Source organism: Pseudomonas sp. NPDC077408, assembly GCF_050269105.1.
Taxonomy (GTDB): Bacteria; Pseudomonadota; Gammaproteobacteria; order Pseudomonadales; family Pseudomonadaceae; genus Stutzerimonas.
The window spans coordinates 200,608-223,356 of the sequence record NZ_JBNNHS010000004.1 but is presented as its reverse complement, the minus strand read 5'-3'; the positions used below and the strand labels follow the sequence as shown (position 1 = coordinate 223,356).

Genomic DNA, 22,749 nt, shown 5'->3' with positions numbered 1-22,749 from the left:
TGAGCCTGGACGGTAAAAGCCGTCCTGAACAGGAGGAAAACCTCAATGCTGACCGACACCGCACTGCGCAAACTAAAGCCCAAAGCCAAGCCCTACAAGGCTTCCGATCGCGACGGGATGTACGTAACGGTATCGCCCGGCGGTACCGTCACCTTTCGCTACGATTACCGTCTCAATGGACGCCGGGAAACGCTGACCATCGGACGGTATGGGCCAGCGGGGATTTCATTGGCCATGGCGCGCGAAAAGCTGCTGGATGCCAAGCGAATGGTTGCTCAAGGCATATCTCCCTCCTTGGAAAAACAGCGAGCCAAGCGGCGACTGACAGCTGCCAAGTCGTTTGGCGACATGCTGAAGAGATGGCTGACCGATACGCGTATGGCCGACAGCACGCGATCCATGCGTAAGAGCATCATTGATCGCGACATCCTGCCGGTCTTCGAGAGCCGTCTCCTGACCGAAATCACTGCAGACGATCTCCGCATGCTCTGCGCCAAGGTGAAGGGGCGTGGTGCGCCGGCAACGGCCGTCCACATTCGCGACATCGTGAAGCAGGTCTTTGCGTTTGCAATCCTGCACGGTGAGAAAGTGGAGAATCCGGCCGACGGTGTTAAGGCAGCATCGATCGCCACCTTCGTGCCGAAAGACCGAGCGCTGACCCCGACCGAGATTCGCCTGGCTTTTCACCAGTTGGAGTCGATTGCGGCGTACCCCACCATTCGATTGGCCTTGCGCCTGGTACTGCTGACCTTGGTGCGTAAAAGCGAGCTGATCGAAGCTACTTGGAATGAGGTGGATTTTGAGAACGCCACGTGGACGATCTCCAAGCAGCGTATGAAGGGACGCAATCCCCACGTGGTTCATCTGTCGCGCCAGGCTCTGGATATCTTTGTGGCATTGCATACGTGTGCTGCAGGATCGAGGTTCGTGCTGCCCTCTCGCTACGACATCCACCGTTGCATGTCGCACGCGACCTTGAACCGAATCACGCAACTAATCGCATCGCGTGCCAAGGAAGCAGGGCTGCCGCTGGAGCCGTTTACGGTGCACGACCTGCGCAGGACTGGCTCTACGCTACTCAACGAAGTGGGCTTCAACGGTGACTGGATCGAGAAGTGCCTGGCGCATGAGGACGGGCGTTCCTCGCGCTCGGTCTACAACAAGGCCGAATATGCGGAGCAGCGGCGCCACATGTTGCAAGAGTGGGCAGACATGGTTGATGCCTGGATCGATGGTCGGACTCACCTTCCGAAGCTGTTGCCGGACAATGTGTCCGTGCCGGTATTGAGTGCAGCCGTATAAAGGAATGGACAGGTTGTCAGTTGACAACCTGTCGAAGCATACGAATACTGGAGACCATCCATGGCCCGTCCTTCACATCCTAAGAAAGAGATCGAAGAAGCGCTTAAACATGCCGAAGGGCAGGGGTGGCGCATCGAAGTTGGCGGCAGTCACGCCTGGGGGCGGATTTACTGTCCCTATAACGACGAGGAATGTCGCTGCGGCGAGTTCTGCATCACCAGCGTGTGGAGTACGCCGAAGAACCCCAGCAACCATGCACGCGCCTTACGCCGCGTGGTGGACAACTGCACCACGCATCGTACGCAGCAGGATACTGCCGACGGTGCAGAGGAGTAGCACGATGGAATACACCTTCACCCTGAAATACCAACTCGCTGAGGACGACCGTACCCCGGATATTCTGGTCGAGCGCCTTGGCGAAGCGGGCTGCGACGATGCTCTGGTCGGCATCGGCCAGCCGGGTCGGCTGGCTCTGGAGTTCACTCGAGAGGCGGAGAGTGCGGATGCGGCTGTGCGCAGTGCACTGGCCGATGTGCGCCATGCAGTGCCCTCAGCTAGGTTGATCGAGGTCGCCCCTGATCTGGTTGGTCTAACCGACGTGGCCGAAATGGTTGGGGTATCGCGACAAAACATGCGCAAGCTGATGCTGGCCAATCCGGGCAGCTTCCCCGCACCGGTGCACGAGGGCAGTGCGTCAATCTGGCACCTGGCGGACGTGCTGGCCTGGTTGCAGACCAAGGGCAGCTACTCGCTGGCCTGGGATGTTCTGGAGGTGGCTCAAGTGGCTTTGCAGGTCAATCTGGCGAAGGAAAGTCGGCGTCTACCTCGCTCGACTTCTACGGAGCTGGAAGCTCTAGTTGGCTGAGGCCTGCATCGGCCGCATACCTAATCTGAGCTCGACCGAACCGGGCGGGTTTTCCGTAGGCGGACATCCGGGCCACTGATGTTTTTACGAGGCGCCTGCTTGCGCTCCTCGATCCACGCCTCCACCTCAGCTAAGTCCCATACGACGCAACGCGGTGTCAGGTTAAAGCGTCTAGGGAACTCGCCACGACGCTCCATCTCGTAGATGGTCGTTTCGGACAGAGGGATGATCTGTCTTAGCTCTTGTCGCCGGATGGTGCGCCGAAACGGTAGGGGGCTTTGCTTCGGAAACTGTGGTAGCACGTCGTAGCCGTCTGTCTCTGGAATGGGCAGTGGCTCGCTGTTTTTAGAAATCAGTAAGCTGGGCATAGGCGATTGTGGCTCCACGTTGACTAAGGGAGTCTGCGGAAGCGGCATGGTGCGGTTCGGTACCTATCGAGACAACCTGTTGCAGCGTAGAGGAACGAAACCTAGATCCATCTGCAATGCCCTTGTAGTCGCGGGATTCAGTTGATGCCAGCGAGCGAAGGACAACACCACCACGAAGGCTTACGGGCAATTGCAGCCGGTCACGACTGGCAGCTACCGGCCAAAAGCGGGCATCCAGCGCTGCGGAAGCGCGAGCTGTGCAATACCCAAAGCTCACGCCGACACTCCTAGCGCGCTTGGTCACAGATGCGTGTCAACCGCTCATCCACTACGCTGACCTCCATTTGTATAACCACGTCCGTAATGTCCGCGCGTGCTAGTGTCCTTGATCGTATCCTGGGCCATGACAGGGGGGGAATTTGCTTACTGACCATAAAATTGATGACACGGTGGCTATGTGCGAGAACGAGCCGATCCATATCCCGGGTAGTATCCAACCGCACGGCTATCTGCTGTGCATGCGGGAAAGTGACCTGTCGGTAACGCATGTCAGCACCCAATGTGGTCGAACTCCTTCAGGTTGATATACCAAGTATCTTGGGTAAATCGCTAGCCTGGTACTTCGGCAGCAGCTTCGCTCGTAAGGTCGTCAATGCGCTTGACCAAGAAATCTTGGCGGACGCCAACCCAATATTGCTGTCGGTCAGCGAACAAGCCTTCGACGGCATTCTGAGCCGCGCCCAAGGGCTAGTTATTCTCGAGCTAGAGCCGCATCAGGAGATCCCGCCAACTGCGCAGGTACTGGCGCGCGCCATTCGTAAATTGCAGGCAGCGCCTGATTTGGACGTACTGAAGCAGGTGGCAGTGACCGAGCTTCGGCGTATGACCGGTTTCGACCGAGTAATACTCTACCGCTTTGGCCCAGGGGGAGACGGAGAGGTGTGGGCCGAGGCCAAAGTAAAAGGCCTCGATCCGTTCCTAGGGTTGCACTTTCCGGTGTCAGATATACCGAAGCAGGCCCCCGAGCTGTATCTCCTGAACTGGATCCGGCTCATCCCCAATTCCACGTACACGCCGGTGCCCATCGTGGCAGGCGTAGACTCGGATAAGCATTAATAGCTTTATCCAGGCCGACGCAAACCAGTCACCGATGACCTGGCCATTTTGTACAGGACGTGAATAGATTTACGATCTGGCCAACAAGCCGTGTATAGGGTCAGCTGCCGTCGGCACCAGCGGAGACTGCGGGAGTGGGCAGGCGAATCTCCGTCTAAGCCTTCAGAGGCTTCAGGAGAGGTCAACGGGGTGAATACAGATTTCTGGTGTATCGAACTTCGGTTGTGGGCAGCGCACGGCCTGGCATCTTTCAGCAATAAGCTCACTGCCAGGCGGAAAGTAGATGTGCGTTTCGCCACTGTTTAGATACTCGGCGACGACAGACGCTTGATCTTGCCAAAGCTGAGGTTCCAGGTCTGCCAGGTCTTCCTTTATCCACTGAAGATTCTGGTAAACATCTTGACCACGGCCGAGGTATTTGCGAAACCAAATATCCATTATCTAGTTCATCAAAAATCAATGGCCCTCACTATATCCCATGACCGCTGCGCCAACGCGCCGCCCTGCGCTGTAAAGCTCGATCCTCGTCACGGTCCCTACTGCGCCTTGGTTGCGGGCATCGCTAACCTTTACCTATGGGAAGGGTGCTGCACATCCATCAGGGCCACTTGTCCTGATTCAATGCGTCAGCTCTAGCGGAGATGGCTTTCCGATCCGCAATGATTGCCCAAGCAATGTCTGCAACCACCAACAAGCAACACACTGAAAATATCCATTCCATCCAAAAGTTCTCAAGTAATCGGCCCTGATTTCGTGCAAGTTTTCGGTGAATTCTGGAAAAGCTTTAGTCCGCTCATCTGGTTACGGATCTAGCCCAATCCTGCACCGCTGACAGCTTCACGGCGCACTACCTAGTTTCATTGAAAACGGACCGGGCAAATGCAAAAAGCCCCGCCGAAGCGGGGCTCTATTGCGTGCGTTCTATTCCGTGTATTCCAGACGCCGCGCTCCACGCGGTGGTCCCTCAGCCATCCAGGCCCCGTGCGCGTCCTGCGTCATTGCGAGCGAACTATGAGCCTGAACATGGGGATTAGCTACAGCCAAAAGCTGGCGACGTTTGTAGGTTATGGCTTACAGCTGAAACACTTGTGACGATCAATCAGGGAGGCTTGCTTAACTAAAGATTAAAGGAAATCTGGCACTAAAGAAGCACAACAATCGATCCGGGGGCGCGTCGTCTTTTAGAATTTCGCCCAGCCCCAATATCAGCGATCATGGTTCCTCAAGCCATCGCTAGCGACGGTCGCTTCCTTTGCAAGGAGTACGATTCGTGGACAGAAAAGGCGATGACCCTACTGAAGCAATTTTCGCTTCTGCGTACGCTTCATCAGCGCCTAGCTAACAGCGGCAAGAAATAAATGAGGGTTTTAGTGCCGACAAAGAGTATGAACAAATGGCCAGACAAGCCCAAGAACATGCGGAAGCACTGAAAAACCTGGTCTCGGCGTTGCCGGTGCCGTAGCTGACATTTCTTTATCGCCATCACCTCGCGATGTCGCACAGGCTATCTGAACCAGCTTCTGATGCACCGACGGCTTAGAACAGACTTAGCAGCAGGTGGTCAGCTTGTTTACCGGTGACCTCGATGCGAAACAACAATAGGGTCGCCAACCTTACTGGCCTGGGTATAACGCCCTTGGGTCAAACCGAGATGGCCTCATGCGCAAAACATCGGAAGCGCGTAAAGAGTTTGCGGTCGCGCTCGTTACCCCTATGGGCGCAGCTTTAGCCGCGATACTTGCGCTCGCTTCATTGGTGGCCCACCGGAGCAGCATAACGTTGCTTGAGCTCATTCCGAGCGAAACCATCGCCTTGTCGACCGGTTTAGGCGTGCTTCTCGCGGCCATTGCTCTGCCGCTGTGTTGTCCGTCGAGCAGTCAAACCCGAAAAACTATTGGCCGTATCGCAGCTACGATGGCGCTTGTTTTTGGCTTGGTAACGGTCGGCTTCTACATGGCACTCGCGGTTATTCCGTCAGAGCTTGAGACGTTCACTATCACCGTGGCGCCGAAAACCCAGCAGCTAAGTCCTGCCAGCGGGCTTGGTCTGGTTTTCATCAGCGTCGCAATTTTCGCTCTTTCCGCCACGCGTGAAGAGCTCAGGTGCTGGGCTGGGCCCAGTGCGGCCGGTACTTTGGTGGTGGCGCTTGCTGTGCTTATAGGCCGGGCATTTGGCCTGAGCGTTGACTACGGTTTGAGCTCTTGGGGCGGGACGGCAATCTCTACGGGCACAGCTCTAACAGCGCTAGCTCTAGGGGTGATGTGCGCTGACTCGTCACGTGGGCTTGTCGGCTTGCTCATGAGTGGCACATCGGCCGGCCATCTTGTACGCCGGCTGGCTTCGGCGTGCTTTCTTGCCTCACTAATAGTCGGCTGGCTGGTGCTATGGGGCCAAAAGCTGGGACTATTTGGTTTTGCCTTCGGTACGGCCTTGTTAGTGGCTTTGCTGATTGTCCTTTTGATCGGGCTCATCACTAGGCAAGCAGCGGTGCTGCAAGAGGCAGAGGCCGAACGTGAACGGCTTCTTGGTGGCGAACGCGATGTTCATCGGCGATTGATCGATGTGCTTGAAAGCATCACTGATGCATTCTTTGCCCTAGATAGGCAATGGTGCTTTACCTATCTCAACCATGAAGCGGAGCGCCTGCTGCATCGGCCCCGCGAAGCGCTGATTGGCCGCTTGATCTGGCACGAATTTCCGGGAGTGATAGGCGCTACGCTAATGCACCAGGTGCTTGCCATGAACGAGAATGAACCGATTCAGTTCGAGGAATACTACCCAGCCCTTGGAGTCTGGTTCGACATACGCATATTTCCCAACGTCGATGGTGTTTCCGTCTATTTTCGCGACGTGACAGAACGAAAGCACGCGCAAGAGCAGATCCGGGAAAGCGAGGCGCGCTATCGCCTATTGGTTGACATGATTCCACAGCATATCTGGACCACCGATTCAGAAGGTATTTACACGTACCACAGCCGCCAATGGCACGAGTACACCGGTACTACTCCCGAGCAAGCGCAGGGACAAGGATGGCTAGAATTTGTCCACCACGATGAGCGCGACGCCGTGCGTATAGAGTGGCAAGACTCGCTAAAAACCGGTAAGCCATTCACTGTTGAGCTCCGGATGATACGTAACGACGGTGACCATAGTTGGTTCCTATGCCAGGCAATGCCTTTGCGGAACGCCGCCGGGAAACCCACTCGCTGGTTCGGTACCCTGACCGACATCTCGGAGCACAAACAGTTAGAACATCAGCGAGGGCAGCTCTTAGCATTCGAACAGATTGCACGCGCCGAGGCCGACGAACGCCACGCGCAATTACAGCGGGTGACCGAAAGCCGCGCGCGGCTGATCTGGGGATTCAGCCACGACGTCCGTAACCCGCTAAGCGTGGCAGACAGCTACGCTTGGCTACTAGAAGGCGGCCGGAAGGGACAACTCACGTCCGAACAATGCGTCGCCGTAGCGGGTATTCGCAGCGCGATCCAAACGTCCCTTCGCCTAATCGAAGATCTGCTCGAACTAGCGCGAGCAGAATCCGGGGAACTCGAAATTTGCCCAATCGTGTGTGACATTTGCGCCACGATCAGGCACTTGGCTGAGGACTTCTGCGCCCAGGCTTTAAAAGCGAAGATCGAGCCGCACATCACCCTGCCGAGACGCCTATGCGTCGAAACAGATCCGGCACGAGTAGAGCAGATTCTAGCTAATCTGCTCTCTAACGCCATCAAGTACGCACCTGGCAGCAGCGTCACGATCGCAGCACAGGAGTACGAAGCAGGAGGGCCCAGGCCCGGCCGTTGGGTGGGCGTCAGCGTCGGTGACACCGGCCCAGGTATTTCCCCGGATAAGCAGGTCCTGATTTTCGATGACTATAAGCGCTTAGAGCCTGATGCTCAGCAAGGTGCCGGTATTGGCCTAGCCATCAGTCTCCGTATTGCTCGCCTGCTCGGCGGAGACCTCACAGTCGAGAGCAAGGTCGGGATCGGTTCACGTTTCACACTTTGGCTGCCCGATCCGAATTGATCTCAACAGGGCACGCAATATTCAGCCCATGCAACTAAGCGAGCACCTGCGGATAGGTTCGCTTTGGCTCAGCTAAGCTCGAACGAAACTGCCATGCGCGGAAGGGATTAGACGCATGCCCCACTGCCCATCTACGTGCAGCTTGACCAGCTCGATAGCTGACAGGCGCGCCTCGAAATCCGTGCTGTAGTATTTAGGAGAGTCAAAGGTATCTCCAACAACCCAACCAGCGACTTGATTGATGTCGACGCGATACGTCCATCGTTCTTTGCCTACGACTGTTCCTACCAGAACCAAAATGTAGTTGACTCTGCGGTAGCGGCCCTCAATGCGAAGTCCGAACTCTGCCATGACTATCACCCCTTCGGCCACGATGGAATCTACGCGCTTTCGTACTTTACCCGACTGGTTAGATTCAGAATCACAGAACGCCCTTTCAGCCTGGCGGGTTATAGGGGGATGGCCAGCGGGTTGCGTGAATGGGTGTGCTAACAATGAGCCGTGAGGGCCCTAAAGGGACGGCCTAAACCTCTAACGACCGCTTTTGGCCGGTTAGCGATTACTGCTCTGGCTAGCCATGTTTGTCCTCCCACATGTGGAGGACTTGCCATGAACATCATTGCTACCTGCAGCCGTCAGCCCTGGAACAAAGGCAAGTTGGTCGGGCAGAAAACCCCGCTCCGACTGAAAGATATCTGGGCCATCCGAGTAAGGCTTCAAATCGCAGAACGAACCCGGGATCTGGCTCTGTTCGATCTGGCTATCGACAGCAAGCTTCGAGCCTGCGACTTAACCAAGCTCCGTGTGTGCGACGTTGCTCATGGCGAGCATGTGTCATCACGAGCAATGGTTATGCAGCAGAAAACGAAGCGACCAGTGCAGTTCGAGATTACCGAGCAAACACGGTCTGCTCTCGCGGCCTGGATACATCAAGCCCAGCTCCGTAGCCAGGACTGCCTTTTCCCGAGCAGGCTGCATACATCGGACCATCTATCCACTCGTCAATACGCTCGTATCGTCAAAAGCTGGGTAAAAGCCATTGGCCTTGATCCAGCGATGTATGGCACTCACACGATGAGACGTACGAAGGCATCACTGATCTATCGCAGGACGAAGAACCTGCGAGCAGTTCAACTGCTGCTAGGCCATACGAAACTGGAGAGCACCGTTCGATATCTGGGTATTGAGGTCGATGACGCCTTGGAGATGGCGGAGCAGACCGAGGTCTAACCATGCATAGCGACGGCCGAAGCTAAGCCGTCGCTAACCGGCCAAATGCTGGCCCACCTTACGAAGCGGATCTGCCCTGTTAAGCTGCCATACTGTGCATACTGCGTGAGGGCGGATCTATGACTAGTACATCTGAGAGCTGGCGAGTTGTATGCCAAGACCCTGGGGATGGCAGCGGAGACGTCATTGTTGAGCTTCCATCCGAGCTACTTCAGCAGCTCGGATGGGGCCTGGGCGATGAGCTGACAGTTGAGGCGGAAGAGAAAAACATCTGCCTGAAACTCAAGCAACGCGCTGAGGGCCCTTCGTCATAACAATCGAGACAATTTCTGATTGCGGTTGACTGCGTTGCTCCAAGAGCGGCTGCGGGCGGCCAACAGCGGTCCTTGGCTGCGGGTGCGCGGTACGCGGTACGCGATTCGGCCCGAAGGAGCCCTCAAGTAGCGATACAGTCGAATCGCACCTACCATGACGCACTAGAATCAGTAGATTGGTTTCCGCTAGACAAGGAGGGTCAAAGTGCATCTTGTGCGTGTTCGCGTCCGGAACTTCAGAGGCATCGCCTACGGTGAGGTCCACCTCGATGGACACACTGCTTTTATCGGTGACAACAACGCCGGCAAGTCCACATTGCTGGAAGCGGTGGACTTGGTACTTGGCCCGGAGCGCCTGAATCGTCGCCCTGTAATCGATGAGCACGATTTCTATGCCGGTACGTACGTAGACCCGGCCAAGAACGAGGTCGTCCCGATCCAGGTCGAGGTTATTGTAGCGGGACTCTCTGATGAGCAACTGCGGCATTTCCGGGACCATATCGAGTGGTGGGATACACAGACCAAGGCATTGCTTGTAGGGGCACCCCCGGAGGGAACAGACGCGCCCCATGTCCGAGCGGCGATACGCGTCTTCTTCAACGGTTGGTATGACGTAGATGAGGACGACTTCGCTGGGGATACCTATTACGCCACTCCCGACATGCCGGATGGCTCCTACCCCCGGTTCTCTGCGCCCGACAAACGAAAATGCGGTTTTCTTTATCTGCGCACGCTGCGGACCGGAGCTCGAGCACTCAGCCTGGAACGAGGCTCATTGTTGGACGTGATCCTTCGGCTGAAGGAAACACGACTGACTATGTGGGAGGATTTGCTCGACCAGCTGAGGGCACTGCCAGTTGGAGAGACCGAGGACATCGGCGAATTGCTTGTCGCAGTCCGAGATGCAGTACGGCACTACGTACCATCCGACTGGGCAGAGCAACCCCACATGCGGGTTTCGGACCTCACTCGCGACATGCTCCGTCGAACCCTGACTGTTTTCATGGGTACTGGAGCGAAAAGGCCGGACGGCTCAGTCTATTCCGCCCCATATCAGCACCAAGGCACTGGCACGATTAACACGCTGGTATTGGCTTTGCTTTCGATCATCGCCGAACTCAAGCAAAGCGTGATCTTCGCGATGGAAGAGCCAGAGATCGCGCTTCCTCCGCACACCCAGAAACGAATCATCAATTCGCTGCGCCAAAAGTCGGCACAGGCCATCTTCACCTCCCACTCACCGTACGTGCTGGAGGAGTTCGAGCCTGCCCAGGTAGTGGTTCTCAAGCGCACGGCCGGTGTCATGACCGGGGTTCCCGCTACATATCCGCCAGCAGTCAAGCCCAAGGCCTATCGCACAGAATTCAAAGCACGGTTCTGCGAAGCCCTGCTGGCCCGCTACGTACTTGTACTTGAGGGCCGTACGGAGTTCGACGCATTGCCTGCCGCTGCCCGCCGGCTCGCCGAGCTGGATCCCACGCGATTCAAATCGCTCGAAAACCTAGGAGTGGCTATCGTCGACGCCCGCGGCGAGACCAATGTCGCGCCACTGGGTGCATTCTTCCGCTCACTCGGCAAGGTCGTGTTCGCCGTATTTGACAAGCAAACGCCGGAGGCGCTCGCAACCATCACTGCCTCGGTCGATCATGCCTATGAGTCTGCGACTAAGGGCTTTGAAAACCTTGTCTTGTATGGTGCGTCTGAGGTGGCGCTCCGCAGCTATGCTGCTGTTGTGGTTGTTAGCGGTGATTGGCCGCAGCATCTCGCGGCATACACACCAACACCCGCAACGCCGCTGGCCAATCTCCAGGTAGCTTTGTCGCACTATTTTGGCTGGGCCAAAGGCGGTGGCGACGCCGGCGACTTGCTCGCCTCCTGTCCAACGGCCAATGACATGCCCGAATACGTGAGAACCACGCTGGCAGCCATCAAGAACGTCATTGAGCCACCTCAGCAGCCTCTATTACCTCCCCAGCTAGCCGGCGTGCCCCCTCTCCCAGAGGCTGCAACCAAGCCACCGCCATTGGCAGCAGCCTATGGGAAGTTCCAACCGTCCCCGCCCCAGCCTCTGACATGATGGAAGTGTGGAGCGATCAGAAGCGCGGCTTCCTGGTGTGCGCCGGGCACACCTTGGCGCTAGGTGGCCCTGGTGCAGGCAAAACACACGTCGCGCTGGTCAAAGCTCGTGATGAGATTCGCTCAGGGGTACTCAAGCCAGGCCAGAAGATCCTCTTCTTGAGCTTCGCCAGGCCTACCGTAGCGCGCATCATCGAAAAGGCTTCTGAGCTGATTTCTCGCGAGGACCTGAAGCAACTTGAGGTCAGCACGTACCACGGTTTCGCTTGGAGCATTCTCCGAAGCCACGCCTATCTGTTGAATGGCAGGCCGAGCTTGCAGCTTCTGCCACCACCCGAGGCCGCAGCGCATTTGGCAGATATCGACAAGGCCCAGCACGAAAATGAGAAGCGACGCCTGTTCGAGCACGAGGGCCGCCTGCATTTCGACTTGTTCGCAAGCTTGGTCAGCGAACTGCTGAGCCGCAGTGACCGGCTAAGCGCCATCTTCTCCGACGCCTATCCCATTATCATCCTCGACGAGTTTCAGGACACAAACAGTGATGAATGGGCTCTGATCCAGCAGCTTGGAAAGCGTAGTCGCCTCATTGCTCTGGCCGACCCTGAACAGCGGATCTATGAGTTTCGAGGCGCTGATCCTAGGCGGGTTGGCGACTTTCTGCAGATGTTCGGCGCCGTCCACTTCGATTTCGCAGGTGAAAACCACCGCAGCAGCGGTACCGATATCACGACCTATGGGAATGACCTGCTCACTGGCGCAAACAAGGGCAAGGTCTATCAGCAGGTAAAAATCACGCGTTACGGCTTCATGTATGGAAAGAGCCTGCACTTCAATGCCAAGGCCGCAGTGCTCTCGGCGTTGGATCGTCTCAAGGCAATACCGGACAAATCGATCGCTATCCTGGTGCCATCCAAGCGGCTGATGCTCGAGCTTTCTGATTACCTTTCTTCTGCAGCTGATGGTCTGCCAGAGCTACATCACGACGTTGCAATGGATGCTGAACCGCCGGCTCTCGCCGCTGGCGTTATCGCCACGTTACTGGAGGGGGGGACGGCTGGCGATGTGGCGAGCCGCATGCTTGGTGCACTTCATTCGCACATTCGTGGACGCCGCGGAGGCAAGCCTACCCCCCAGTCCGAACTGGACTTGGCAGGTGCTCTTAGCGGATTCCTCTCCTCGGGAAAGATCCGCGGTGCCAAACGCCAGCTGATTGTCAGCGAAGTTCAGCGTATCGCAGAGTTGCGGCAGCAATTGCAATTAACGGGCGACCCTGCGGAGGACTGGTTGCAGCTGCGCGGCCTGTTGCAATCATCCGCTGCGGTAGCCTTGAAGCAAGTAGCAACAGATGCTCGCTACCTTCGACTTCTTCATCGTGGCTCGGTACTGCGGGCTAACTTGGGTGCGCTGTGGCGTGCCCAGGGAGAGTACAAGGGGGCTGAAGAAGCAGTCCGCAGTGCCTTGATGCAGGAGCATTTCGCTGCAGCTCAAAAGGACTGGCGCGGCATCCACCTAATGACGATACATAAGTCCAAAGGGAAGGAGTTCGACGAGGTCATCATCTACGACGGCCTATACCAGCGCATTGCCAAAGCCACGCAGGATCCAAAAATCTGCGCTCAGGATCTTTTAGTGCTGCGGGTGGGAGTGACTCGGGCGATACGTCGAACCACCATTCTGACTCCGAAGCGCGATACCTGCCCTTTCTTGTGAATCAAGACGTCCCCTGCTTACACCTCTCCCTACTGATCCGGCCGCAGCTGAAAGCGATCGTAGGCGCGCCTATCTGAAGAGGTAAAGAGCTTCTCAGTCTCAAAATTGCGCACGGAATAGTTCACGTTAAGTCCGCTTTTGGCCGAAAGCTGCTAAATGATCTTCCGCCGTCCGACCTCACGTTTTCGCTCTGTTGTCTGAGGGATTCCCATTTTGAGGCATCCGGCGATCCGCCGTCGGGCTCGCGGGCTGCGCCCCGCGCCTCGTGCCGGGTCGCGGCCATTCGGCTTTGATCCGTGATGTCTTCGGCCCTTGAGGGCCTGCGCGCTCCGCTTGCCTCGATCCGTGCCATGGGTGGAGTGGGGGGCGGTCTTGCTGTTCCCTTTACCGTATCACGGCGTTCTCGCCGTCAAGGGCGGCGCGTGCTTTGCACGCTGGCGTCCTGGCGGCCGTCGGTGACCCCTGACAGCTGCGCTGCGCCGTGCTGGCGCCGGTTCCGGGCAATTCCGCCCGAGCAACCGGAGCACGACCATGTCGCAACTTTCCTTTTCCTCGTTCGATGCCATGCTGCTGGTGCGTGATGCACAGGGGCGCTACCTGCCGGCATCTGTAGACCAGATCCTGAGCGTGGCGCGTCAGGCGATTGATCAGAAGTACCAGCGCGGGGCGCTGTTTGACGCACCGGATGTGGTCAAAGATTACCTGAGTACCAAGCTGGTCGGTTTCGAGCACGAGGTGTTCGCGGCGCTGTTCCTGGACAGCAAACATCGGTTGCTTGAGTACGTGGAGTTGTTCAGGGGTACGATCGACCAGGCTTCAGTGTATCCGCGCGAAGTGGTGAAGGAGGCGTTACGGATTAACGCTGCGGCGGTAATCTTCTCGCATAACCATCCGAGCGGAAATCCAGAGCCAAGCCAGGCGGACAAGGTGCTGACCCAGCGCCTCAAGGAGGCGCTGGCGCTGGTGGAGGTACGCACGCTGGATCACATCATCGTGGGCGGCGACGCAACGGTTTCGTTCGCAGAGCAGGGCTTGCTCTAGCCGAAGGGGGCTTCGGCCCCCTTTTTGCTGCGCCGTCGAATGCGGGCGGCATCGAATCGCTTGTATTTTAATCCGCTACCTATTCCACCGCCGTATCTGCAGCCTTATTCGGCATACGCTCTTTTGGCTTTGTTTGACTACGTCGTGCTTGGCCGCGCTGCCGCTTAGCTTGCTGCTTCGCGTACAGCGCCTGGTTCGCCGTCACCACGCCAACCGCCTGACCATTCAGGTCCATGCGTGGGGCATTCTCCGTCATGCATGCCCAGTAGCGACTTCCTCGGCACCAGATAGCGATGCCTTGCTTGAGCTGTTCCTTGGTTATTCCGAGCAGATCCAGGTGTTGCTCAGCATCTTTGAGAATCCCTTCCTTTAGCGGTACCTTAGGGGCCGGACTGACCGGGAAAGCCAATGGAAAACGCTTCTGCAACCGCCAGATTGCTTCCACCGCAGGATCTTGCTCGCCAGGCTCTGTCTTCCGAGAAGGCTTCCGCATACGCTGCTGCGTACCATCAGCCTTTTCCTGCACCTTTTTAGCTCGCAGGCGGTCTCGTAGCTCAGCTAGTTGTTCAAAACCCATCGTTCAGTTCGCAGCTTCATCGTTGATTCGTGGCGATAGGGTATCCCATGCAAACGTTTTACACAGCCTGTTTAAGAGTGCGTGAACGCGGCATCTGACCCGCCTGGCTATTGATCGTTGTGGCTGCCACATCCGGCGGTGCCTGGGCGGATATATGTATTGCCTGCATAGCTGGTACGACTCTAGACGTTGTTGATTGCGTCCGTGAGAACGTTTGGGGTAACTGCGTGCCCGTAATGCCTCTTCCTGCTTCGCAGGGGGCTTCGGCCATCTTTGTGCTGCGCCACGCAAGGCGGCCGGCACACCTCACTTGTCGCGGAGGCGTTGGCGAAGTCGTTTTACGTAGGTGCTGTCCGCAAGCTCATTCGGCCCCAAGTCCAACGCGCAATTCGCCAACGAGGCGAGCGCGCCATCGCTGAGCCGAAAATCTTCGGGCAGAGGTCCGCCGCTCTGTGTGCTGTTTTCCTCAATGGCAGCAAACAATGCCTTGAAGAAGTCGGTTCGCGAAGGCCGCGTTCCAGTAGACGCGGCGCGGGTCAGCGGATCGGTCGCCTCCAGAGCGGCGCTATTTGCGTCCGCTGCGAGGGCTCGGACAAGCTGATCCAACGAGGGCCAGTATTTCAGGTCGAACTGGCCGCAGAGGGCGTCCAGGCGGTCTTTCACATAGGCATTGAACAGTGAGTGGTTCCCGGCTGCCGCCTCGATCACATCGTAAACGTGATAGTGGGTGCGGCTGCTGAAACCGGATGTTTCATGCAGCCAGGTACGCTGCTCCAGCAGCTGCGCTAACTCCGCGGCCTTTCGCCCAATTTGACGGTTGGTCTCGATGAGTTCGTCTCGCCGGTCGCGGGACTTGGCGATCTTTTCCGGGCTCCAAAAGGCTGCGGTACTCAGCAAAAGGCCCAGCAATACCCTGAGGGCCGGCGGACGCGAGTGCAGCTTCTCGTACAGCTCGCCGTAGGCTGATTTCAGTTCGAGGCCGCGAGTGAGCAGTCGATCGATAATGGCGTTCTCGCTACGCAGAACGCTGCGCTCGGTGTTGTAGCGCTTTTCGCCGATCAGGATGTTTTCGCAGGCTTGCTGCGGGGTCATGGTCTGCGCTGTAGGCATGTGTCATCCCTTATGTTGAAGTCGCTTCAGCCTATTTGACCTTGTTGGGTGTGTCGGTACCCCAAACCACATTGCTTGACCGGCTCTCAGGTACTTCAGCTGTTTGGGCACCCCCGCCTATGGCCGGGCGCGCTGTCGTGCTGTGCATCGAGCCGCGCTGCGCAAGTCTCGCCCTTTGGGCTTCTATCGTTCCCTCGCTGTGCTCGGCTGATGCCTTCGACCCGGCTGCTCCGGGCCTGCGCGCTGCGCTTGCGTGGGGCCGCCGCCCATGCTGCGGCCATTGCCTGTCAATCCGTCTTTCCCTGACTTCATCACCTTGTCGCGACTGTAGCGCGCGGCCTCGCGCCTTCAAGGCGCGCCGGGCCGTGTCCTCGGCTGCGCCTGCGGGCCGCACCATCCCGGCGCTTGCTTCCTTGATGGCACCTGTCCGCGCGCTCCTGACCGTCGCGGGCGATGAACTCAGGAAAGACGGTGGCAACGAGGCCAGCCCAGGTGTTCGTGCCGACCCCACCGGAGGAGCCGAAAGCGGGCTCCGAATCTAGGAATCCGGTGGGGGTTGAACAGCAAACCTTGTCAGGAGAACGACCATGCAACTTGCTTCCAACTTCTCGTACCGCTCCCCGGTGCTGCGCTCGGAATCCCCCTTGTCGGATGAGCAGATTCGCGCCGTGGCGCCGTCCATCTTCGCCGATGCACCGCACGAAAGCCGCTCCGAGCGCTACAGCTACATTCCCACCGCGACTGTGCTGCGGGATCTGCGCGGCGAGGGCTTCGAGCCCTTCATGGTGTGTCAGACCCGGGTGCGCCGGGACGACCGGCGCGACTTCACCAAGCACATGATCCGCCTGCGTCATGCCAGCCAGATTGATGCCCGATGCGAGGCCAATGAAATCATCCTGCTGAATTCGCACGACGGCACCAGCAGCTACCAGATGCTGGCCGGCATGTTCCGTTTCGTCTGCCAGAACGGCCTAGTCTGCGGCGACACCGTAGCGGACGCGCGCGTGCCGCATAAAGGCGACGTGGCCGCCCAGGTGATAGAGGGCGCTTACCAAGTACTGCACGGTTTCGAGCAGGCGCAGGTGTCGCGCGAGGCCATGCGCGCTGTCACCCTGGATGGCGGCGAGGCCGAAGTCTTCGCCCGTGCCGCGCTGGCTCTCAAGTATGGCGATCACGCCAAGCCGGCGCCGATCACCGAACGGCAGGTGCTGGCCCCGCGCCGTCTCGACGACAACCGAGCCGACCTCTGGAGCGTGTTCAACCGAACCCAGGAAAACCTCATTCGTGGCGGTCTGGTCGGGAGCAGCAATAGCGGACGCCGTCAGCGTACCCGCCCCGTGCAGGGCATCGACCACGACCTACGCCTGAACCGTGCCCTGTGGCTTCTGGCCGATGGCCTGCGCCAGTTGAAAGCCTGAAGCCCACCCGGAGGGGCCGTCAGGCGGTCGGCCCCTCATATATTTCGAACGTTGTCGTAACCGTGCGTGGTGTTCCGCCACGGAGAGTTGAATCAAGACCTCGGATCAGCCGACTGCTACCGAAGACGCTATTGGTCCAAGTTTTGAGCGATGTGCCCGACGAGCTTCAGGGGCTCGCGACTGTTCATCACGGTAAACATGAGGTCGCGTTTGCTGCGGGGGAGGGCGTGGGAGCAACGCTTGGCAGTGGCCTTTACTGCCGCATCCGTGCCGTGGAGCTTGGCGGTAAGAAGAAGTGCGATCGTCGCATCAGTCAGGGTCACGAGCGTCTCGTTTAAAGGATGGTGCAGCAGTATTTTATGGCAGTTTTGTTAGTAGCGAAATGAATCTGGATTGCCCGAACTCGGCGATAATCATGGGTGTTTCGAGGCGGCGTATACCACTCTGCTTAGCATGGGGACTGGCTTTTCTGTGTAGACAAGCCCAGCGAAAGAAAGAACTGGCCGCCGCAGCGGCGGCCCAGATCAATCAGCCGTGCGCCGCACTCGCCCCAAGTGCGCGGCGATACAGCACGACCATCTCGTCGAGCAATTCCTGAGCTGCGTAGCTCAGCAAATGAGTACGCAGATCGAGGGTCTGGGCGCCCCCGTCGTCAGTAAGCTGGCAGAGCAGCCCCCGGATCATCTCGGCACGCATTTCTGCGTCGGCCAGTGGACCAGACAACGAAACGGCTGCTGAATAGCCCGAACGGGCATCAGAAGGAAAGGGCAAGAGATTAGAAGGCTGCTTAGTCATGGCGCACCTCGCGACGCGAAGTGGCACAACAGCCAATAGTAGGGTAAACGACGAGGCGGGGCGCGGGCGTAAAAAGACAATAGCGCATTTTGGTGCTCCTTGGTTTGGTTAAGGAGCCGTCACCCGCCGTTGCTACGCGGTAATGGGTGGCGGACCGCACGGGGGTAGCAAACCGGAAACCAAGGGAACCGGCCAGGCCGAAGCCTGCCCCGCACGGTCCGCCATAGCGTCGCTACAGCGCGGTACAAGTACCGACTGTGCGCTACGGCGCAACTGCGCCCTTGGTTTTCTCAGGTTGCTACACCCGGCCGCGGCATTTACCGCGACCAGGTCAGTCTAGCGCGAGGCTTTTGGGAGGGCAAACGTGCTGGGGCGTAAGTAGGGTGATGGGCGTGTTGAAGCTTACAGAGTCGCGGGGTAGCTCTCGACCGACCCATGCGGCCGATGACGAACGGCGGACATCGGCCAAAAGCGGTCTTTCGCTCGCTGCTTATGACTGGAAATGGCCACTTGTATCTGTAACAAGGAAATGGATCGATAAGGAGAGAATTGAACGCCTGCGCCATCAGGCGGAACATAACTCTGTCTCAGTATGGCCAAGGCAGCTTCTTCACGCAGAGGCGCCTGGTTTTCCCAGGCCCCATTAGCCATTACTGGCCTTGCATCAGCGTTGCGCTGTTGCTGTTACCGTTCTGGGTAATCATAGCCGAATCGTTCCAGCCGTAAGCCTGAGTGACGTTTGCGAAGTTGTCATTGCCCGTCTGGGTTACGCCAGCGAAGCTATTGTATGCCGCCTGGTTTATCTCGATTTCGTTGGAGACGCCTTTCTGAGCCAGGGTCATGCTGCTGCCATCCAGATCCTGAGTCAGCGTGATGATGTTGTTGTCACCGCCCTGAGTGCCGTTAACAGATGTGCTGCGGCCACCATGCTCCGCATCGAGCTCGTTACCATTACCTGTTTGGCTGAACGTGAAGGAGCCCATGCCGCTCATTTCATTAACATTAGCGCGGTTGTCATCACCGTTCTGGCTCAGAATTACAGTACCAGCACTGTATCGGTTGCCAAATTGAGCAACGTTCGCACTGTTGCTATCACCTGCTTGGGAGACAGAGACATGCGCACCAAACCCATAACCTTCTTGGTACAGCGTGGTTTCATTGCGGTTGCCGGCTTGGTCGACATTTGCACTTGCCCCTGACTGATTGGTGGTAGCGGAGTTGAATTCACCTACTTGGGTGCCAACGTAGCTGCTTCCTTCCCACGTCTGGTTGACATTGGATGAGTTGGCAAAACCATTCTGTTCTAAGTTGATGTAGTTAGAATTGCCATCTGCCTGAGTCAGGTAAGCGCTGTTGGCAGTGCCCCGCTGGTCAAGCGTGACGAAGTGGGCTCTTTCTTCGGATGCTTGATACACCTCAGCCACATTAGAGCCGCCGTTCTGGTTGACTGTAGCCTGATTGTCTACGCCATACTGCGTGCCCTTGAAGTACGAATATCCGGTCTGGTTAAGCGTGATCTCTTGATTGTTGCCTGATTGAAGCGTGTAAGCCCCGGAGTAGGAAACGCTGGTTTGGGTGACGGTTACAGCGTTCTGATCACCCACCTGGACGATATCGGCAGTGGTTTCGTCTGCAAATGCCTTACCCATGATTCCAAACCCGATTGCAGCTGCTAGCAGAGTGCGTCTCATCTTTCCATAGTCCTTGAATGGCGGAGCACGAATACTGCGGTTTCCGAGGGAAATGGGTATCAGCCAATAGAGCTTTTTTCATCCTAAGTCGGGTTAATTACAAAGAGCAGCAGCAGCCCGGGAATTACAGAATCTGCTACGTCGATCGCATGAAAGCCGTGAAGCTGATCCTGCAAAACCCTGTCTCGACTTATCGCTGATCGACAACCCCAATATCGAACGCCCTACGCGACCGGCGCGCTTTGTGTGGAGGATCAACGGGCGCTGCGCTAAACGTGTGGAATTCGAGGCCGAACTTCTGGAATTGGTGAGCCTTCGCCTAGCCACCATCAATGACATTACTCTCACAGTCTGATCCCCAGCCACGACGCAACTACCAGGGCGACGTGCTATGTCTCATCCTCAAGGTTACAACCTTGGCTGCGCCTGGCTCGATCAAATAGCGGCCAATAGACGTACCGTTGGTATGGCAGCGCCAAACTCAATTACCCTGGTTTTCCTAGAGACTTTCAAGCCTCAAGATGCTCTCCCAACGGCTGTGAGATCGTTCTCTTTTCGCCAGCTCATAGCTGCAGAGACGGGCCGCTTTTGGCCGAAAGCTTCCGATCAAATGTACTCGGCCAAGCTCAATGTTAGAGCCGTAATGCCAACTTAATTACACGGGCGACGTCACGTGCCCGCTCGCGCAATAGCTCCGGCGCTTGGCGGCAAGCGTCTGCCAGAGACATAGGGCCAGACGTGAGAGAAAAAGCGGCCTCGATACCGTGCGAATAAATTTCGGCATATCCCTCTCCGAGTGTCCCAGTGAGCACTATGACGGGGACCTTATGCGTGCGAGCCACTCGGGCCACCCCTAGGGGTGTTTTGCCCCTCAGAGTCTGCGCATCAAAGCGCCCTTCCCCCGTGATTACTAAATTTGAGCCTTCAACGTGACGTGCGAGTTGGGTTAGCTCCGCTACCATTTCGATTCCAGGCCGAAACTCGGCTTTAAGAAATGCGCGAGCGGCAAAGCCGAGACCGCCGGCTGCGCCACTGCCTGGATGATTGCTATGATCCTGGCCGAGTCTGTAACGACAGCAATCAGCGAAATGTGCCAGCGCGCGATCCAGAAGATCGACCTGCTCGATAGTGGCGCCTTTCTGCCTGCCAAAAGTGTAAGACGCGCCGTTTGCGCCGCAGAGCGGATTATCAACGTCTGCGGCCAACTCGAAACGAACATCAGCGAGACGAGGATCCAGGCCATCCAGTTCAATTGTCGATAATGCCGCCAACGCTAATCCCCCAGGGGTTAAGGGCAATCCATTAGCATCAAGCATTCTCGCGCCCAGGGCTTCCAACATCCCCGCCCCGGCATCGTTGGTCGCGCTGCCACCAACGGTGAGTACGATGGTACGCGCTCCAAGCTTGACCGCCTCAAGAATGAGTTCGCCGGTGCCCTTGGTGGTGCTGATGCAAGCATTGCGCTGATCGACCGGCACAAGCTGGAGTCCACTCGCTTCGGCCATCTCGATGATGGCGGTGCCTAACTCTGGGAGCCAGCCCCAGCGCGCCTCAACGATGGTTCCCAACGGACCGGTGACAAGGGACTTGCGCCGTTCACCTGCTACAGCAGCAAGGATGGCTTCCACCGTGCCTTCACCTCCGTCGGCCATGGGACATTTGACCAATTCGGCGTCGGGAAAAACTTCTCTTAGGCCCAGCTCAATGGCACTCGCGACATCAGACGCACTTAGGCTGTCCTTGAATGAATCAGGTGCAATGACGATTTTCATGGATGACTCCAAATCCTGCGAGCCTTCATGCTGTCATGTCGTAATCGACGCCGCTTTAGATATTTGAACAAGGGGCTAACGCCGTGATTGTGCAATGTCACAAAGACGCACTGGCCGCTTCGTCTTCTAGCAACTGCATCCCAAGATAGAGCTCCACGAGGTCGTTTAAGCACGTGATGTCCTTACCGCTCAGCTCGGCAATCCTCTCCATACGGTATCGCAAACTATTTCGGTGGATGCCTAATGCGTCAGCGCAGGTTTGAAGTTGGCCGTCGTGGTCGCACCAGCTACGCAAAGTACGCATTAGCTGGCCGTTACTATCACGGGTTCGGACTCTCAGTAAGGGCGCCAACAGCTCAACAATCGAATCATGCTCGCGGAGCGTCCAGAGTAGTGCGTGCAATCCGCAACGGGCCAAAGATAAATACTGGCAATCGGGTTTTATTGCCTTCCCGTATGCCACCAGTTCGATCACGCGTTGGGAGCCTCGGCGCAACGCGTGCACATCCTCAGCGGGCACCCCGCAAGCAGTCCGCACGACGGTTATGCGATGCTTTTTGAGACGTTCGATCAGGCGTAACGGGTCCATCTCAGCATGCGAAGGGCAACACCAAAGAACGGACTGAGAGAAAGGCGTAATACACCAGCTGTCAGCGTAATGTGACAACAGCCATTCCACCAAAGCCGGCGCTGCGGCGCTTTCCCCAATCTCGATCAGGTATGGCGTGCGCCCAAGATTGGGCTTGAGCCCTAGCTTATGTGCCTCGTCAACGAGCCGCTGAGAGCAGCTGGCCTCGCCCAAAAGCACTGTCAATAGGTCATCACAGCGCTGCTTTCGCCACTGCCGCTCAGCCTGAATGTGGCTTTGGTCTACCAGCATTTCGGCGGTCATGCGCACCAGTTCCGCGTAGGTGCGTAAGTTTGCGGGGTTCCCGGAAATACCAAGCACGCCGATTAATTCGCCGTCGTGCATCAAAGGTAGATTGATGCCTGGCTGGACGCCCTTAAGGTTCTGCGCGGCCTGCTCGTCAATTTCAACAACACGCCGGTTAGCCAGTACCAACTGGGCGCCCTCGTGACGTGTGTCGATGCGGTGTTTTTCGCCGCTGCCAAGAATCAGTCCCTGGCTATCCATTACATTCACATTGCTGGAAAGAATTGCCATAGCGCGGTCGACTATGTCTTGCGCAAGCTGATGATTAAGCTCAAACACATTTGCCCCCCGCAATCTGTCTGTTCAAACGTACAACAAGTTTGCAGGACGGTTGTGGTTTCGCACAAATGATTCCCCGGCGCTGCGTCATAGACTCCCAACCATTCCCACTAGGACTTCAA

The 22,749-nt window shown here is 57.3% G+C and carries 22 protein-coding genes; 12 read left to right on the top strand and 10 right to left on the bottom strand.

Translation table 11 applies throughout. From position 1 onward, the window contains the following. Positions 1-45: 45 nt before the first annotated feature. The 3 genes from ACQKEK_RS13550 to ACQKEK_RS13540 are packed head-to-tail and all read left to right on the top strand — an operon-like array spanning position 46 to position 2,167. On the top strand, positions 46-1,302 hold the full coding sequence (locus ACQKEK_RS13550; protein WP_021209459.1) for a tyrosine-type recombinase/integrase: 1,257 nt from the start codon (positions 46-48) through the stop codon (positions 1,300-1,302). A 60-nt stretch (positions 1,303-1,362) separates the two neighbouring features. Then, positions 1,363-1,638 carry a hypothetical protein gene (locus tag ACQKEK_RS13545; protein WP_301631330.1) on the top strand — a complete coding sequence of 92 codons (276 nt, stop codon included), beginning with the start codon at positions 1,363-1,365 and terminating at the stop codon, positions 1,636-1,638. 4 nt (positions 1,639-1,642) lie between these two features. Then, entirely contained in the window at positions 1,643-2,167 is a 525-nt protein-coding gene (locus ACQKEK_RS13540; RefSeq protein ID WP_102833015.1) for a helix-turn-helix transcriptional regulator, read from the top strand. 20 nt (positions 2,168-2,187) lie between these two features. Here ACQKEK_RS13540 and ACQKEK_RS13535 read toward each other — a convergent pair whose 3' ends face one another. Next, entirely contained in the window at positions 2,188-2,535 is a 348-nt protein-coding gene (locus ACQKEK_RS13535) for a helix-turn-helix transcriptional regulator (RefSeq protein ID WP_021209456.1), read from the bottom strand. A gap of 455 nt (positions 2,536-2,990) precedes the next feature. Here ACQKEK_RS13535 and ACQKEK_RS13530 point away from each other — a divergent pair, with 455 nt between their 5' ends. Together ACQKEK_RS13530 and ACQKEK_RS13525 are read left to right on the top strand one after the other, a co-directional pair. Further along, complete coding sequence (locus tag ACQKEK_RS13530) at positions 2,991-3,119, top strand: hypothetical protein (protein ID WP_499143235.1); 129 nt, start codon at positions 2,991-2,993, stop codon at positions 3,117-3,119. Continuing rightward, the gene (locus tag ACQKEK_RS13525; protein ID WP_499143131.1) at positions 3,082-3,651 is read left to right on the top strand and encodes a hypothetical protein; all 570 of its coding nucleotides are present in this window, start codon (positions 3,082-3,084) and stop codon (positions 3,649-3,651) included. Before ACQKEK_RS13530 ends, ACQKEK_RS13525 begins: the two co-directional genes overlap by 38 nt. A gap of 171 nt (positions 3,652-3,822) precedes the next feature. Here ACQKEK_RS13525 and ACQKEK_RS13520 read toward each other — a convergent pair whose 3' ends face one another. Further along, a complete protein-coding gene (locus tag ACQKEK_RS13520) occupies positions 3,823-4,089 on the bottom strand; it encodes a hypothetical protein (protein ID WP_499143130.1) in 267 nt (88 codons plus the stop codon). 1,221 nt (positions 4,090-5,310) lie between these two features. On the opposite strand from ACQKEK_RS13520, the gene ACQKEK_RS13515 reads away from it, so the two are divergent. Continuing rightward, positions 5,311-7,680, top strand: coding sequence for a PAS domain-containing sensor histidine kinase (locus ACQKEK_RS13515; protein WP_499143129.1), 2,370 nt, complete (start codon positions 5,311-5,313; stop codon positions 7,678-7,680). A gap of 72 nt (positions 7,681-7,752) precedes the next feature. On the opposite strand, the gene ACQKEK_RS13510 is transcribed toward ACQKEK_RS13515, so the two are convergent. Further along, positions 7,753-8,031, bottom strand: a complete 279-nt coding sequence (locus ACQKEK_RS13510; RefSeq protein ID WP_499143127.1) for a hypothetical protein — start codon at positions 8,029-8,031, stop codon at positions 7,753-7,755. 258 nt (positions 8,032-8,289) lie between these two features. On the opposite strand from ACQKEK_RS13510, the gene ACQKEK_RS13505 reads away from it, so the two are divergent. The 5 genes from ACQKEK_RS13505 to radC all read left to right on the top strand — a co-directional run bounded on the left by ACQKEK_RS13505 (position 8,290) and on the right by radC (position 14,051). Further along, entirely contained in the window at positions 8,290-8,910 is a 621-nt protein-coding gene (locus tag ACQKEK_RS13505) for a tyrosine-type recombinase/integrase (RefSeq protein ID WP_499143126.1), read from the top strand. Between the two features lie 119 nt (positions 8,911-9,029). Next, positions 9,030-9,224 carry an AbrB/MazE/SpoVT family DNA-binding domain-containing protein gene (locus tag ACQKEK_RS13500; protein ID WP_499143125.1) on the top strand — a complete coding sequence of 65 codons (195 nt, stop codon included), beginning with the start codon at positions 9,030-9,032 and terminating at the stop codon, positions 9,222-9,224. A gap of 205 nt (positions 9,225-9,429) precedes the next feature. Then, complete coding sequence (locus tag ACQKEK_RS13495; protein WP_499143123.1) at positions 9,430-11,301, top strand: ATP-dependent nuclease; 1,872 nt, start codon at positions 9,430-9,432, stop codon at positions 11,299-11,301. Then, the gene (locus ACQKEK_RS13490; protein WP_499143122.1) at positions 11,298-13,010 is read left to right on the top strand and encodes a UvrD-helicase domain-containing protein; all 1,713 of its coding nucleotides are present in this window, start codon (positions 11,298-11,300) and stop codon (positions 13,008-13,010) included. The genes ACQKEK_RS13495 and ACQKEK_RS13490 overlap by 4 nt, the downstream gene beginning before the upstream one ends. Before the next feature lie 531 nt (positions 13,011-13,541). Next, positions 13,542-14,051, top strand: a complete 510-nt coding sequence (radC, locus tag ACQKEK_RS13485; protein ID WP_021209441.1) for a RadC family protein — start codon at positions 13,542-13,544, stop codon at positions 14,049-14,051. Between the two features lie 79 nt (positions 14,052-14,130). Here the strand turns inward: radC and ACQKEK_RS13480 are convergent, their stop codons facing one another. Further along, on the bottom strand, positions 14,131-14,628 hold the full coding sequence (locus ACQKEK_RS13480; protein WP_499143121.1) for a ProQ/FinO family protein: 498 nt from the start codon (positions 14,626-14,628) through the stop codon (positions 14,131-14,133). 306 nt (positions 14,629-14,934) lie between these two features. Further along, on the bottom strand, positions 14,935-15,738 hold the full coding sequence (locus tag ACQKEK_RS13475; RefSeq protein WP_499143120.1) for a hypothetical protein: 804 nt from the start codon (positions 15,736-15,738) through the stop codon (positions 14,935-14,937). A gap of 587 nt (positions 15,739-16,325) precedes the next feature. On the opposite strand from ACQKEK_RS13475, the gene ACQKEK_RS13470 reads away from it, so the two are divergent. Beyond that, positions 16,326-17,156, top strand: a complete 831-nt coding sequence (locus ACQKEK_RS13470; RefSeq protein WP_499143119.1) for a DUF932 domain-containing protein — start codon at positions 16,326-16,328, stop codon at positions 17,154-17,156. 128 nt (positions 17,157-17,284) lie between these two features. Here ACQKEK_RS13470 and ACQKEK_RS13465 read toward each other — a convergent pair whose 3' ends face one another. The 5 genes from ACQKEK_RS13465 to ACQKEK_RS13445 form a co-directional block, all read right to left on the bottom strand. Continuing rightward, the gene (locus ACQKEK_RS13465; RefSeq protein ID WP_499143117.1) at positions 17,285-17,479 is read right to left on the bottom strand and encodes a DUF7740 domain-containing protein; all 195 of its coding nucleotides are present in this window, start codon (positions 17,477-17,479) and stop codon (positions 17,285-17,287) included. Positions 17,480-17,684: 205 nt separating this feature from the next. After that, complete coding sequence (locus ACQKEK_RS13460; protein ID WP_499143116.1) at positions 17,685-17,879, bottom strand: hypothetical protein; 195 nt, start codon at positions 17,877-17,879, stop codon at positions 17,685-17,687. 722 nt (positions 17,880-18,601) lie between these two features. Further along, positions 18,602-19,642 (bottom strand): hypothetical protein, encoded by a 1,041-nt coding sequence (locus ACQKEK_RS13455; RefSeq protein ID WP_125862904.1) that lies wholly within the window; start codon positions 19,640-19,642, stop codon positions 18,602-18,604. Between the two features lie 632 nt (positions 19,643-20,274). Further along, positions 20,275-21,414 carry a glycerate kinase gene (locus tag ACQKEK_RS13450; RefSeq protein ID WP_499143115.1) on the bottom strand — a complete coding sequence of 380 codons (1,140 nt, stop codon included), beginning with the start codon at positions 21,412-21,414 and terminating at the stop codon, positions 20,275-20,277. A 97-nt stretch (positions 21,415-21,511) separates the two neighbouring features. After that, positions 21,512-22,627, bottom strand: a complete 1,116-nt coding sequence (locus ACQKEK_RS13445; protein ID WP_499143113.1) for a sugar diacid recognition domain-containing protein — start codon at positions 22,625-22,627, stop codon at positions 21,512-21,514. Between the last annotated feature and the right edge of the window lie 122 nt (positions 22,628-22,749).